Genomic DNA, 13851 nt, shown 5'->3' on the forward strand with positions numbered 1-13851 from the left:
GGTGGGTGGCACCAAAAGGAGAGGGGCTGGATCGATCTGGAGGCGACGGTTTAGATTCGGACGCGGATCAATTCCGACGACGACAGAGGCCACTAAGCAATGAATCCCAGCGAGACTCAGCAATCCGACGACGAGTGGACCGACGTGCTGGCTTCATCGGACCTTCCCGATGCGTCTGCAAAGGAGGTCGTATTCGATGCGTGCGTGGTGGCAATCTTTCGAGTCGATGGTCGGTTGTATGCTTTAGATGGCCTGTGTGCGCACCAGGGAGGACCGATCGCCGAGGGGCATGTCGGGCAAGATGTGGACGGCAATCCGTGCGTGACATGCCCGTGGCATGGATGGCAGTATGAGATGGCAACCGGAATTCAGGTCGTTAATCGTCAGCCTTTGCAGCGATGCTTTGGCGTTCGTGAAGTAGCGGGCCGCATTCAATTGCGAGCGAATTTGACCTGACCACCGACGATCGTATGGGTCACCATTGCTTCGAGTTGCTTTCCGTCAAGCGGGCTGCTCTTGCATCGCGATCGAAACTTTGATCCGTCGACAGTCCACTGAGCACCGGGATCAAAGATCACGATATCGCCGGCTTGACCCACCGAAAGGCCACCGGCATCGATCCCGGCGATTCGTGCCGGTGCAGTCGACAGGCGGTCGATGGCGTCTGCCCATGTCAGGTGTCCGGGGCGGACCATGAATGTTGCGACACTAGATAGTGACGTTTCCAATGCCGCAGCACCAAAGGGCGCACGGTCCAGATCGTTGGACTTCTTTTCCGTCGCGCGAGGCATGTGTCCGCTGACGATCGCATCGATCGTTCCGTCGGCAATCGCCAGACGCAATGCTTCAACATGTCGAGGGCTGCGAAGTGGCGGGTGAACCTTGAAGCGTGAATCGTACGACCGCAATTCCGAATCGGTCAGGAACAGATTGTGCGGACATGACGAGGCGGTGACTTGGACGCCCCGTGATTTTACGCGTCGCAACAAGTCAATCGAACCCATCGTGCTGACCGGTCCGACGTGCAACCATCCGCCAGTCGCTTCGGCCAAGCGGACGTCTCGTGCGACCGCCAAGTCTTCGGCTTCGGTTGGCAGACCGCGAAGCCCAAGGACAAGCGACACTTGGCCATCATGCATGACGCCGCTACTGGCCAGAACGGGGACTTCCGGTCGATCAAAAATCGGTTTGTTCAGCATCCGACAGTACTCCAACGCTCGCTTCAGCAGGGCATCGTTAGGCATCGGGTAAGGTGCATCGCTGAACGCAACGGCGCCGGCATCGGACAGCAAGCCGAGTTCCGCCATCTGATCCGCTTCACGGCCCTTGCTGAGGCACGCGATCACGTGGACTCGGACGCCGCTAGCTTGTGCCGATTTTTGTCGGACCAGTTCCACGGCCGCTGGTGTGTCGATGACCGGCGATGTGCTGGCGCTGCACAGTACGGACGTGTAACCGCCGGCCAACGCCGCATCGCTGCCGGTTTGAATGGACTCGTCTTCTTCGCGTCCCGGATCTCGAAGTTCCGCTGCTATGTCAACCAGCCCCGGTGCAACGATTTGTCCGGACGCGTTGATGCGATCGGCGTCGTCGGGGACATCGCCGTCGGACGGATCGATTGCTGCGATGGTTCCATCGACGACCAGCAAGCGGGCGGGACCGTCCCATCCGACTGACGGATCAACCAATCGGCCGTTTTCAATGAGCAATGCTGTCATCGTTGATCAGACCTCTTGTTTCCCAGCCAACAACCAAAGTGCCGCCATCCGTACCGCGATCCCATTGTTGACTTGTTCCAAAATGACGCTGTGCGGTCCGTCAGCGACTTCCGGAGTGATCTCCACGCCGCGATTGATTGGCCCGGGTGCCATGATCAGAATCCCGTCTTTGGATCGACGAACACGATCGCCGGTCATCGCATACAACGCCGCGTATTCTTGAACGCTGGGAAAAGGACGCGCCGATTGGCGTTCGAATTGAATCCGCAGCAAATTCAACACATCGCATCGGGGAAGGATGTCGTCCAAACTGTACGAAACCTCGAATCCCAGTTCCGACCATCGTTGGCTGACCAACGTCGGTGGGCCACAGATGATGACATGTGCCCCCAGTTTTTTCAGGCCCCAGATGTTGCTGCGGGCGGTTCGGCTATGAGCGATGTCGCCGACCAAGGCAACGGTCAAGCCATCAATCTTTTCGCGATGCTGGCGGATCGTCAGCATATCTAAAAGGCCCTGGGTCGGATGTTCGTGGGGGCCATCGCCGGCGTTCAAGACGCTGCAGTCCAGTTCGCGAGACAAGAGATGGGGCGTGCCCGGTGTGCTGTGTCGCGTGACCACCCAGTCGACACCCATCGATTCGATTGTCTTTGCGGTATCGACAAACGATTCGCCTTTGGCAACGCTGCTACCGGCGCTGCTGAATTCCACCGTGTCGGCGCCCAGTCGCTTCGCTGCCAGAGAGAAACTGTTCCGCGTTCGCGTGCTGTTTTCGAAAAACAAATTGGCACAGGTCAGGCCGGTCAACAATGAAAGTTTGCGGCGACAACCGTCGGTCATGCGTTTCAATTTATCCGCCGTGTCCAACAGAATGACAATCTCTTCGGCCGACAGGCTTTCCAGGTCCAGCAAATGCCGACGAGTCCAATTCGCCGGATACTCAATGGTTTCCGCTGTCGACATATCGGTCTCCGTCAACGTGAGGCTCCCGACCGGTTTTCCGCCGAATCCGGCTCCGGTGCAATTGTCTGTGTTTCGCGGTGATGTTCGTCACCGTTTCGGACGGGGAAAAATCCGGCGATTGCTAACAGCGTCCATGCGGCGATCCATGCCAGGCCGCCCAGTGGCGTGATCGCGCCCAGCCATGGGGTGTTGGTCAAAACCAGTACGTACAGGCTGCCGGAGAATAGGAGGACACCGGTCCACATCAACCGGTATGTCCAACGCACGGTCCGGACTTGGCGTCGGCTTGTGGGCAAAGTCGACAATGCCAGCAGTGCGATTGCGTGAGCCAGGTGATAGCGGGCCCCCACATCAAATTGATCCAAGCGACGTTGGATCAAGAGCTGGTCCAAACCCATGGCGGATAAGTGATCGGGCAGTCCGTGGGCACCGAAAGCGCCGATCAAAACCGCCAACGCGCCACACACACCGGCCCAACCCAGCCAGCAGTGACTTTGAGCGTCGGTCGGCAAGCACGCCACGTTGATCAATCCCGGTTCAGCAGGTTGTTGACCGCGTCGATCAAGCGGTCCATCGGAAACGGTTTGCGAATGTATTCGCTGACGCCCAGCAATTCAGCATACGCCTGGTGACGGTGCCCTTCATTGCCCGTGATCATCACCACCGGAAGCGGATCGTCACGCATTCGCCGCAGTTTTTCCAAGACCAGAAATCCACTGCGTTTGGGCATCATCATGTCCAGGATCATCAGATCCGGGTTTTCTTGTTCGGCGACCGCCAAGCCCTGGTTTCCATCACGCGCGATGACGACTTCGTAACCTTCGCCTTCAAGCGCATAGCGCACCGATTCGATGATTTCGGCATCGTCGTCGACGATCAGAATTCGTTTGCCGCTGGATTCAGCCGTCACTGGGAACCGCCTGGAAAAAGAAGCCACTCGGGGAGCATCATCGCCCGTGTGGAAACTTAACCACCGGCAAGCCCGGTCGACAAGCGGGGCGACGTAGAGAGTCGGCAAAGACCCGGGCCAATCCCGAGCATTTCCGATGACATCCGCCCCGGTTTGGCCGTCGAGTAAACCGCCGTCAAAGCGTCAATTCTGAGAGAAGCTCAGCGACGACGCGGTTTGCGGATCACCTTCGACACAGGCGTTTCCGGCGACGACGCGATTCATGATCCATTGGTTGACGTCAGACAGTGTGACGGTGTTCATCTCGTCATCATCGACGTACTGCCGCACCTCGATGCGGCACTTGGTCATCAGCATTTGACGCAGATTGTCGGCCATTGTGGTGTTGTGGAAATGGTCGCCCTGCACTGCCCAGCTCCACAGCATGGGCAATCGCTGACGTCGCAGGTCATTCAAGTCGCTGAACAGCCGACGTCCTGTGGGTAAGGCACCACCCAAAGAGATCACGCCCGCGAAAACCTCGGGATGACGCAACGCCAAACGCAGCGCCATCGTGCCGCCACTGCGGTATCCAGCCAAAACAATCCGGTTCGGGTGGATGGCAAATCGTCGTTTCGATTCGTCGATCACCGAATTGATTTGTCGCCAAGCCGATTGGACGGCCGCTTCCGTGTCGGACCAGTCAAATCGATGTCCGATCGCATCGCCGGCCTTCGCCCCACGGATGCCGACACCCACATAATTACGCAGGCTGATGTGCGGCATCACTTGTTCGATTTGGGTTTCGTTAAAACCGTCGTTGTGCAGCCAGATGACCAGCGGGTACTGGTAGCCCGGTTCATAGTGCAGCGGCAGCAGGAACGTTCGTGCCGCGGGCAATTCATCGGTCGAATCTTCGCGAACAATCGCCGACGAATCGGTCGTGGCGGTGACATCGTCGGACCAGCCGTACGGTTCGTCTTTCCATGGCGATTTCCATGTCTCCGAGGGCTCGGACGCTTCAGTGCTGAGACCGTCGGGGTCATGAAATCGTCGCATGGTTTCTTTGGAAGGAGGAACGTGCGGCGGACAAGGCGAGAGGCGGAGGAGACGCGAAAGCGGCCAACAGTGGTGCGGCCACTTTGCCGAACACTGAACACCGGTTTCACGCCAGATAAGCGGAAGGTTAGGCGTCGCGCAAGACCGGTGTCAATGTCGATGAGGCTGGCAAAAAGCGGAGCAACCGAATGGCATTCCGTTTCAAAGCAATAACGCGAAAATCATGACCCTGGCGTGCCTCAAGCGTCCACCTTGGACCAGCCATGACGCTAGCAATGACTTGTTCGGATTGACTGCGTTTTGCGATCGGCGGATCTGATCAATGAACTTGCCCGGCATGCATCGCCGTAGTCGAAGTCGCGAGCGTCATGCTCGCGTCTTGGATAACCGGATCGTGTTTGATCGTGATGATGCCAACGCAATCCGATCGATGCGAATGAATTCGGTCATGCCCGATCCGTACGCCGTGTGGGCGAGCCTCGTGGGATCAACGAAGGCAAGGCACGCGATGTGCAAACACGGCATCGGAATCTTCGAATCGGGATTTAAGCCGACAGCAATTCGTTCATCGAAGCGACCAACGTCTTCACAGCATTGACGCTGTTTTCAAAGGCAGAGGTTTCGCTATCGGTCAGCTTCAATTCAATGACTTTTTCCACGCCGTCTTTGCCCATGATCACGGGCACGCCGACGTAGTAGCCGCCGACGCCGTATTCGCTTTCGCAAAGTGCGGCGACCGGGATCAGACGTTTCTTGTCTTTCACGATCGCTTCGACCATCTGTGCACAGGCGGCCGAGGGAGCGTAATAGGCGCTGCCGGTCTTCAACAACGAGACGATTTCGGCGCCGCCTTTTCGTGTGCGGTCGACGATTTCTTCCAGGCGACCCGCATCGATCAGCTGGGTGACGGGGATGCCGCCGACGCTGGTGCAACTGGGGATCGGCACCATCGTGTCGCCGTGACCGCCCATCAACAACGCACTGATGTCTTCGACGCTGACACCCAGTTCCATCGCCAGGAACGTGCGATAGCGTGCGGTGTCCAGAACGCCGGCCTGGCCGCACACCTTGGACTTATCGAACCCGGTGACCTTCCACATCTGTTGGACCATGGCGTCCAGCGGGTTGCTGACGACGATCACCACGGCGTTCGGGCTGGTCTTTTTGATTTCGCTGCCGACGCTGGTGATGATTTTGGCGTTGGTCGCCAGCAGGTCGTCGCGAGACATGCCGGGTTTCCGCGGAATGCCCGCGGTCACAACGATCACGTCGCTGTCGGCCGTGTCGGCATAGTCGGTGGTGCCCGTGACGTTGGCGTCATAACCCATGATGGGTGACGCTTGCATCAAGTCCAACGCCTTGCCGGCCGGCATGGTTTCGGTTTGCGGGATGTCCAACAAGACAATGTCGCCAAGTTCGGCTGCGGCACACCAGTGCGCACAGGTTGCTCCGACGTTGCCGGCTCCGATGATCGAGATCTTGGCGCGTCGCATTGCTATTTGCCTCGTGGGTCGTCTGGGGAAGAGTGTTGGAAAGTGAAGGATCGTAAAAAGGATGCCGGACATGTTTGGCCCGGCGGCGACTAATCGTCAACAAGCCGATCGGCGGGTCAACCAGGGGTCTGTGTGACAAGCGGTCTCATGGGCCAGGATTGCCTGCCCCAAAACGCTCACCGACCTTACGGATCAAGGATTGGTTTGGGGAGTGAACGTGGGGATTGGGGCATGGGGATTTGGCATGGGGATCACTTCAGCCGAATCGTCGTCCGTCGACAACCAGTCGACCGAGAAACGCTGTTAACCGAACCGGTGTGGGCGAAAGTCTAACCGAATTGCGATGGCGGATCGGGTTGTTGCCAAACACTCATGCCGCCATCGACCAACAACGTTTGACCGTGGACGTGACGCGCCGCCTGGGACAGCAGGAATACGACCGCGTCGCCGCAGACATCCGCATCGGGAACCCGGCCGTTGGGTGTGTGCAATTCCATCCATTCTTGCAAGCGGTTTTGGTCAAGCGCCGGTCCGGTCAGCGGCGTGCGGACCAGGCCCGGCGCCATGCTGTTGACGCGAATGCCGTGCGGTGCCAAAGCGACGCAAAGCGATCGCACCATTGCCGCAACGGCGCCTTTGCTGGTGTCATACGCGGTGTGGTCGGCTTCGGCCAGCAAGCCGTTGATGGAACCGGTAAAGACCACTCGGCCATCGATGCCTCTTGCGATCCAGTGTCGCGCAAACGCTTGTGTCAGGAAATAACCGGACGCGACGTTCAGATTCATCGTCGTCTGGTACGTCGACCAATCCATTTCCAAGAATGGACGATCGATGTAGGTCCCCACGTTGTTGACCAACAAACCCAGGTCGGGAAAACGATCCAACGCGGCGGCCAAGATGTCATCGACGTATCGCTGGGGTGGTTGCGAAAGGTCGGCGACCAGCAATTCGCCTTGGCGACCGTGCCGTCGGATGTCGTCCAAGACTTCCTGGGCCGAAGCGTCGTCGCGAACGCCGACCACGATCACATCAGCGCCCGCCCGCGCCACCGCTCGTGCGATCGCGGCGCCCACGCCTTGAGTCCCGCCGGTGACCAAGGCTTGACGACCGGCCAGCGAAAACACGTTGTCGGATTCGGTCATCGTGATGCTGTCATTGTCCGGTGACCGGCGATACGGCGGACGTCGCGTATGCTTGTTCGTCGGCCAGGGTTTGCTGGCGGTCAAACGGTCCGTCATGGACGACGACGCGGTGGAACATGTCAATCGATTCACCGGCCGGCAAGCGATAGCCGTCGGTCTTGGGGCCGCCTTCGAAATGATGCACGCCGAACGGGTTGGCCGCGAACAATCCATAGGTCCGCACATGCCAGCGGCAGGGCGCGGCGTGGCTGGACGGGTGGTAGTGGATGGTGATCCCGGCATTGGGCAACGCCTTAAGTGTTTCATCATCAGCGTCGCTTTCGGTGGCACTGTCCGGTGCCGGACCGGTGTAGTCGACCCAAGGCGAAGCTTTGCCCCACGCCTCGCTGCCCTGATCGCCCGTTTTGTTGACGATGCTGCCCCCCAGTTTCGCGTCGACCTTCATCGGCCCGGCAACCCGAACGCCGAAGGTGCCTTCCTTGGTATCGCCGAAATGGACTTCGTCATCGCCGGCGGTCAAACGAAAGTCGCAATCGATGACCAAACGTGCTTTGCCATGAGCGTCTTGAGCCAAACGGAACGTGAATCGACGGTGATCGGACAAGACACGCTTGCCTTCGGTCGAAAGCCAGTCGTTGGTGGTTTCGATCGTCGCCGAACCGTCGTCGTTGGCGCTGGCCCGGCCGGCAGTTTGTCGGATCGTACCGCCCTGACGTTCTTCACTGGTCGACCAGAAGTCTTGATCGTTCACTTCGCCGTGGGTCAGCCATAGTGATCGATGGTGTGGGTGATCGTCACGTGTTTTCGCCCCCCGTGGACCCATCGGATAGTCGCGCACCACGCGGCGACCAGCCGGGCTGTGGATGGGGTAAACAATCGGTTTGCCGGCTGAATCCGCCACGTAGCCCGCGATCACTTCATCACCAGACAGGATCGTCCAGCCTTGTCCTTCGTCCGCCGGAACGACCGTCAACGCGCCGGTTGCAGCCGCCGTGGTCGTTTCCGCTACAACCGCTTGACCGCAAGCCAAAACGACAGCGGCAAACGCCAAGCATGCCACCGGTTGAAACACGGATCGATGGAAACTTTCGAAACGAAAAGGACTCGCGCCAAGATTCAGATTCATAGTCAGCGTGCGAAGTAATTGGGGGGACAGGGTAGTTGGGGGGGCGGGGCCGGCAGCGGGTGGGGCCGATCAACCTTACGGCGAACGGGCTCCCCGTTGTCGGCCGGGCTCTTCGGGGGGATGGGTGGGAATCCGCCGCGTGATTTCACGACGGAAGCTCCATTTTTATCAAATCTGGTCATCGACAACGGGTTCAAAGGCGTGTTGCCGGCGTTAGCAAACTCGGGCGGGCGGATCCGTTGGCGCAAATCGACGCAGCGTCGAAACGTTCGTTCACCAAAAACCGATTCCAGATCTTGTTTTAGCGGCTATGATATTAACATTGCCGGCCCGCAATGGTCGCTGGTGATCCCTTTTCTGTTTTCTTCGCGGCATGACGTCGCGGACGACTTTGCTCAGTCTCGTTTTTTCGCAGAGGTCGGTTTTGACAATGTCGTTCCTTCGGGCCGGCGGTCGCGCCGGATCCACTGACCCACAGATCGCTGATTTGCAGGCCACCAAGGATTCCCCAATAGCCAGCCCGCGTGTTGGAAGCCGTGTTCGTGGTTGGGTTTGCATGTTGGTCTGTTTGCTGATGGCGGCCGGTTCAGCGGTTCCCGCGACGGCACAGCAAAACCGTGGCAAAGGCAAACCGGCGGCAAAGAAACCGGCGCCGCCGAAGATCCGGCTGCCCGAAAGCGTGCGACGGGCTCCCAAGTCGACGATGAAGGTCACCGGTGTCGGCCGATCGTCTCGCAGCGAAGCCCAGTTGATGGCGGCGGAAATTGACCGCTTGATTGAACGTGCGTTGGTCCAAGGCGGACAATTGCCCAATGACATGACGGACGATTCGACGTTCGTCCGACGCGTCTATTTGGATGTCGCCGGCCGCATCCCAACGTTGCAAGAGACGCAAGCGTTTTTGGATTCGGATGATCCGATGAAACGCGAAGAATTGATCGACCAGTTGTTGGGCAGCCCCGATTCGGTCAGCCACTTCTACAACGTCTGGGCGGACACTCTGCGGATCGTCGATCGACCGCAGCCCAACATTATTGGCAACCCGTTTTCGCACTACGTCAAGGAAGCCATTCGCACAAACAAGCCCTATGACGACTGGGTTTATGAAATGCTGACGGCCGACGGGAAATCATGGACGAATCCCGCGGTGGGCTATCAGTTGCGTGATGACGGCATGGCGTTGCCGTACATCGACAACACGGTACGTGTCTTCTTGGGAACCCAGATCGGATGCGCCCAGTGTCACGATCACCCCTTCGCCAATTGGACGCAGTACCAGTTCTATGAATTGGCCGCCTTCACCGCAGGCGTGCGGACGCGAATCCAGCGTGGCGACCCGGGTTTCGAAAAACAGAATCCTGCCCAGAAGTTGATCAACCAAGCCAAGAACGACTTTGACAAAGGCCGTGTGCCGGGATACTTCCAGCGTCTCGCTCGTGCGAACACCTATGTCGTCAGCGAAAAACCACGCAAGCTCCGTTTGCCTAAAGACTATGCGTACACCGACGCCAAGCCGGGTGAAGTCGTTGAACCCGCGGTGCCGTGGGGCGAAGTTCCCGATTCGAATCAGTTCAAAACGCCGCGCCAAAAGTTCGCCGCGTGGTTGACGTCGCCGGAGAACCCTCAGTTCAGCAAGATGATCGCCAATCGTCTGTGGCGACAATTCACCGGCGTCGGCTTGGTCGAACCCGTGGACGATTTCAACGACGACAATCCGCCCAGCAACGAAGCGTTGATGGAATACCTGGCCACCGCGATGGTCGACACCGGTTTCGACATGAAGCAGTGGATGCGCGGCGTGCTGTACAGCAAAACGTATCAACGTGAATCGGCGGTTTACGATCCGACGTCCGACGAACCGTTCCTGTACGCCGGTCCTGCAATCCGGCGAATGTCGGCGGAACAGGTTTGGGATTCAATGTTGACCCTGGCCGTGGTCAACCCGATGCCGTTTCAACGTCCGTCGGCGAAAGACTATGCCGACGTGGTGGACATTGATTTTTCAAAGATCACGTATCAACAGTTGAAGCAACAGTCGGAAAAGTTCCGCGATACATACTTTGCCGCCGGATACAACCGATCGTTGAACCAGCACGCATACAAAGGCAACGTGCTTTGCCGGGCCAGTGAGTTGCCCAGCCCGGCCCCCAGCCAACACTTTTTGCGACAGTTCGGCCAGGGGGATCGGGAAACCATCAACGGTGCTGAATTGTCTGCGACGGTGCCCCAGATTTTGGCGATGTTCAATGGCCCGATCACTCACGTGATGTTGGAAGCGGGGTCGTCGATCGTCGACAACGTCTCGTCCCAGCGGACCGTTCGTGATCGCATCGATGCGGTGTTTTTGTCGGTTCTGTCGCGTCGCCCCAGCAGCATCGATCGCGGTGTGGCGTCCAGCGAATTGAAACGCGAACAAGCACGTCCTCACGTCGCCTTTGGCAACATCATTTGGGCGCTGTTGAACACTCGCGAATTCATGTTCATCCACTGATTCATTTGCCGTTGCGGTTTCGGTTTGACGGTTCGACCGATCAACCGGTGCCGGCAGGGCGACGCCGGAAAACCCTTTTCGCACTCGTCATCGTTTCCTTTCATCCAGGTCAACATCGCGATGCCACGCACTGAATTTACTCATGAAGACCGCCGGCAATTCATGCAGCGGATCACGCGGACGTGTTTGGGCGTGACGTTCGCCGGCAGCGCGGCCGGATCAAAGTTCTTGGACCAGCCGGCGATTGCTGCAAGTGGACGCGCGGGCAAGGCCAAGCACGTCATCTATTTGTTCATGGACGGCGCGATGACTCACTTGGACACGTTTGATCCCAAGGTCGGCGTGGAAGAGGCGGGAGAGACCAAAGCGATTCAAACGGCGGTCCCCGGCATGCAGTTCGGCGATCGGTTTCCGAAGCTCGCCAAGTTGGCCGGCGCGCTGGCGGTGATCCGGTCGCTAAGCACCGAAACCGGGGCGCACGAACAGGCCCGCTATTTAATGCGGACGGCGTACAAGCAGATCAACAGTATTCGGCACCCTGCCCTGGGATCTTGGATGCAGGATCAACTGGGACGCGTCAACAAGGAACTGCCCGGCAACTTCTTGATCGGCAATGGCGACCGCCATCCGGGAGCCGGCTTTTTGGAACCGTCGTTGGCGCCGGTGCCGATCGCCAACCCGCAATCGGGCCTGCAGAACATCAAGCTGCCCGGGTACGTCGACGACACGATGTTCCATCGCCGGCTGACGTTGGCGTCCCGCTTTGACCGCCAGTTCCAAAACGTTCACAAGAGCCGCGAACTGGAATCTTACAACCAGCTGTATCACGAGGCCCGGCAGTTGATGGGCAGCGAACATCTGAAAGTCTTCAACCTGAAAGACGAACCCGCGGCGGTCCGCGAAGCCTACGGAAACAACAAACTGGGCCAAGGCTGCTTGTTGGCCCGTCGTTTGGTCCAAAGCGGTGCACGATTTGTCGAAGTCAGCGACGGCGGCTGGGACATGCACCAGGACTTGTACGGCCGGTTGACCGACAAGGCGGCGGCGTTGGACACCGCACTCAGTTCCCTGCTACGTGACTTGCACGCCAAGGGAATGTTGGACGAAACCCTGGTGGTCCTGACGACGGAATTCGGACGCAAGCCGAACGTGAACCAGAATGCCGGTCGCGACCACCATCCGGGTGCGTTTTGCAGTCTGCTGTCGGGGGCCGGGATCAAGATGGGGCAGGTCTATGGTGCATCGGACGAAAAAGGTCACAGCGTCGTGGACAACCACGTGACGATCAGCGATTTCAACAAGACGATCGCCGCCGCCGCGGGGCTGCCGACGGACGAGGATTTCTATGCCCCCAACGGTCGCCCGTTCAAGATCGGTGGTGCGGAAGGGCAGCCGATCCAGGCCCTTTTGAGCTGACCGGTCGGCGGAGACCGGTATTTTGCCGGAAACTTCCGTTTGCCAGAAACCGCGGCGGTCGGTTTAATTCCCGCTATGAAACTTCCCATCGTTACCGATACCGCGTCATCCAAAGTCCCATCGCCGGCTGATTCCACCGGTGACGGCAAGGCACGCGGTCAATATGCCGTCGTCAGTCTGGGGTGCCCCAAGAACCTGGTCGATACCGAACAGATGCTGGGGCGTTTGGACCATGACGGCTACCGGATGGTGCCGGACGTCGACGACGCCGACTTTGTGATCGTCAATACGTGCGGCTTCATTGAATCGGCTCGCGACGAATCGCTGGGCGCGATCGACGAAATGCTGCAACTCAAACGCGACGGCAAGATCCGTAACGTCGTCGTCACCGGTTGTCTGGCCGAACGTGGGCAAGGCGAACTGCTGAAGGAACGCCCCGAAATCGATGCGATGGTCGGAGTCTTTGGGCGGAATGACATCGTGACGGTGATCGATGATCTGTACAGCGGGCTGGAAGAACAGCGGACGGTTTTCAAGCCCGCCGCGATCCAGCCGCTTTCCGATTCGATGCGATCGGCCATCACCCCCCGGCACTTCGCTTATTTGAAAATCAGCGAAGGTTGTGACCGGTTGTGTACGTTCTGTGCGATCCCAAAGATGCGCGGAAAGCACTACAGCAAGCCGATCGAACAAGTCGTCGACGAGGCCAAACGGCTGGGTGACAGCGGCGTCCGTGAAGTCGTCGTGGTCGCACAAGACACGACCTATTACGGCATGGACTTGTACGGTCGTCCTCGGTTGACCGAATTGCTGACGGAATTGGATAAGATCGAATCCATCGATTGGATCCGGCTGATGTACTTTTATCCGATGTACATCGACGACGATTTGATCGACGTCATTGCCGGTGCCCGGCGTGTGTTGCCCTACATCGACATGCCGCTGCAACACGCCAGCGACACGATGTTGAAACGCATGTCGCGAAAGACCACTCGCGCCAGCCAAGAAGTGATCTTGGAAAAGCTACGGCAACGGATCGACAACCTGGTCATGCGGACCACCATGATCACGGGTTTCCCCGGCGAAACTGATGACGATTTCCGTCAACTGTGTGACTTTGTCGCTGAACAAAAATTCGAACACTTGGGTGTGTTCACTTACAGCGTCGAACCGGACACGCCGGCGGCGAAACTTCCGGGCCGGGTGCCCGAAGACGTCTCGCTGCGACGTCAAGAAGAACTGATGGCGATTCAGCAGCAGATCGCCTTTGAGTGGAACGAGAGTCGTGTCGGAACCGCTGTCGATGTTTTGATCGATGCGGAAGTCCCCGATCAGCCCGGCTTGTTCATGGGCCGCAGCGTGGCCGAGGCACCCGACATCGACGGCGTGGTGTTTGTTTCATCCGATGACCAGACCTCGACGATCGAAGTCGGGCAAATGGTCCGCTGTGAAATCGTCGTGGCCAACGGCTATGACGTCGTGGCCGCGCCATTGGATGCCTGATGCTCTGGCGTTCCGGCGGTGAGGTGAATGCAACCGCCAGCCGGGCAGTAT

At 58.6% G+C, this 13851-nt stretch carries 12 protein-coding genes; 4 read left to right on the forward strand and 8 right to left on the reverse strand.

Annotated elements, in window-relative coordinates:
- The first annotated feature begins 99 nt into the window (after nucleotides 1-99).
- Nucleotides 100-456 (forward strand): Rieske (2Fe-2S) protein, encoded by a 357-nt coding sequence (locus tag HFP54_RS14425; RefSeq protein ID WP_146413047.1) that lies wholly within the window; start codon nucleotides 100-102, stop codon nucleotides 454-456.
- On the opposite strand, the gene HFP54_RS14430 is transcribed toward HFP54_RS14425, so the two are convergent.
- The 8 genes from HFP54_RS14430 to HFP54_RS14465 form a co-directional block, all read right to left on the reverse strand.
- On the reverse strand, nucleotides 432-1718 hold the full coding sequence (locus tag HFP54_RS14430; RefSeq protein ID WP_168565679.1) for a dihydroorotase: 1287 nt from the start codon (nucleotides 1716-1718) through the stop codon (nucleotides 432-434). The two genes, HFP54_RS14425 and HFP54_RS14430, sit on opposite strands and share 25 nt — an antisense overlap.
- 6 nt (nucleotides 1719-1724) lie before the next feature.
- On the reverse strand, nucleotides 1725-2681 hold the full coding sequence (locus HFP54_RS14435) for an aspartate carbamoyltransferase catalytic subunit (RefSeq protein ID WP_146413049.1): 957 nt from the start codon (nucleotides 2679-2681) through the stop codon (nucleotides 1725-1727).
- Between the two features lie 11 nt (nucleotides 2682-2692).
- On the reverse strand, nucleotides 2693-3202 hold the full coding sequence (locus HFP54_RS14440; RefSeq protein WP_315853898.1) for a DUF423 domain-containing protein: 510 nt from the start codon (nucleotides 3200-3202) through the stop codon (nucleotides 2693-2695).
- Nucleotides 3203-3207: 5 nt separating this feature from the next.
- Nucleotides 3208-3591: a response regulator transcription factor gene (locus HFP54_RS14445; RefSeq protein ID WP_146413051.1), complete on the reverse strand. Its 384-nt coding sequence runs from the start codon at nucleotides 3589-3591 to the stop codon at nucleotides 3208-3210.
- A gap of 183 nt (nucleotides 3592-3774) precedes the next feature.
- The gene (locus HFP54_RS14450; RefSeq protein WP_168565681.1) at nucleotides 3775-4629 is read right to left on the reverse strand and encodes an alpha/beta hydrolase; all 855 of its coding nucleotides are present in this window, start codon (nucleotides 4627-4629) and stop codon (nucleotides 3775-3777) included.
- Between the two features lie 545 nt (nucleotides 4630-5174).
- On the reverse strand, nucleotides 5175-6122 hold the full coding sequence (gene mdh / locus HFP54_RS14455; RefSeq protein ID WP_146413053.1) for a malate dehydrogenase: 948 nt from the start codon (nucleotides 6120-6122) through the stop codon (nucleotides 5175-5177).
- 329 nt (nucleotides 6123-6451) lie between these two features.
- The gene (locus HFP54_RS14460) at nucleotides 6452-7264 is read right to left on the reverse strand and encodes an SDR family NAD(P)-dependent oxidoreductase (protein ID WP_168565682.1); all 813 of its coding nucleotides are present in this window, start codon (nucleotides 7262-7264) and stop codon (nucleotides 6452-6454) included.
- Nucleotides 7265-7274: 10 nt separating this feature from the next.
- On the reverse strand, nucleotides 7275-8390 hold the full coding sequence (locus HFP54_RS14465) for a DUF6807 domain-containing protein (protein WP_168565683.1): 1116 nt from the start codon (nucleotides 8388-8390) through the stop codon (nucleotides 7275-7277).
- A gap of 430 nt (nucleotides 8391-8820) precedes the next feature.
- Between HFP54_RS14465 and HFP54_RS14470 the strand changes: the two genes are divergently transcribed.
- From HFP54_RS14470 to rimO, 3 genes are all read left to right on the forward strand, one after another.
- Nucleotides 8821-10881 (forward strand): DUF1549 and DUF1553 domain-containing protein, encoded by a 2061-nt coding sequence (locus HFP54_RS14470; RefSeq protein WP_168565684.1) that lies wholly within the window; start codon nucleotides 8821-8823, stop codon nucleotides 10879-10881.
- A 120-nt stretch (nucleotides 10882-11001) separates the two neighbouring features.
- Nucleotides 11002-12297: a DUF1501 domain-containing protein gene (locus tag HFP54_RS14475; RefSeq protein WP_146413058.1), complete on the forward strand. Its 1296-nt coding sequence runs from the start codon at nucleotides 11002-11004 to the stop codon at nucleotides 12295-12297.
- A gap of 75 nt (nucleotides 12298-12372) precedes the next feature.
- Nucleotides 12373-13800 carry a 30S ribosomal protein S12 methylthiotransferase RimO gene (gene rimO / locus HFP54_RS14480; RefSeq protein WP_168565685.1) on the forward strand — a complete coding sequence of 476 codons (1428 nt, stop codon included), beginning with the start codon at nucleotides 12373-12375 and terminating at the stop codon, nucleotides 13798-13800.
- Nucleotides 13801-13851: the final 51 nt, after the last annotated feature.

Source organism: Crateriforma spongiae (assembly GCF_012290005.1).
In the GTDB taxonomy this organism is placed as follows: Bacteria; Planctomycetota; Planctomycetia; order Pirellulales; family Pirellulaceae; genus Crateriforma; species Crateriforma spongiae.

Excerpts from the sequence above, each read along its gene's own strand:
- HFP54_RS14450 (WP_168565681.1), bottom strand. The coding sequence starts at position 4,629 with ATGCGACGATTTCATGACCCCGACGGTCTCAGCACTGAAGCGTCCGAG.
- mdh (WP_146413053.1), bottom strand. The coding sequence starts at position 6,122 with ATGCGACGCGCCAAGATCTCGATCATCGGAGCCGGCAACGTCGGAGCA.
- HFP54_RS14470 (WP_168565684.1), top strand. The coding sequence starts at position 8,821 with ATGTCGTTCCTTCGGGCCGGCGGTCGCGCCGGATCCACTGACCCACAG.
- HFP54_RS14435 (WP_146413049.1), bottom strand. The coding sequence starts at position 2,681 with ATGTCGACAGCGGAAACCATTGAGTATCCGGCGAATTGGACTCGTCGG.
- HFP54_RS14465 (WP_168565683.1), bottom strand. The coding sequence starts at position 8,390 with ATGAATCTGAATCTTGGCGCGAGTCCTTTTCGTTTCGAAAGTTTCCAT.
- rimO (WP_168565685.1), top strand. The coding sequence starts at position 12,373 with ATGAAACTTCCCATCGTTACCGATACCGCGTCATCCAAAGTCCCATCG.
- HFP54_RS14430 (WP_168565679.1), bottom strand. The coding sequence starts at position 1,718 with ATGACAGCATTGCTCATTGAAAACGGCCGATTGGTTGATCCGTCAGTC.
- HFP54_RS14460 (WP_168565682.1), bottom strand. The coding sequence starts at position 7,264 with ATGACCGAATCCGACAACGTGTTTTCGCTGGCCGGTCGTCAAGCCTTG.
- HFP54_RS14475 (WP_146413058.1), top strand. The coding sequence starts at position 11,002 with ATGCCACGCACTGAATTTACTCATGAAGACCGCCGGCAATTCATGCAG.
- HFP54_RS14425 (WP_146413047.1), top strand. The coding sequence starts at position 100 with ATGAATCCCAGCGAGACTCAGCAATCCGACGACGAGTGGACCGACGTG.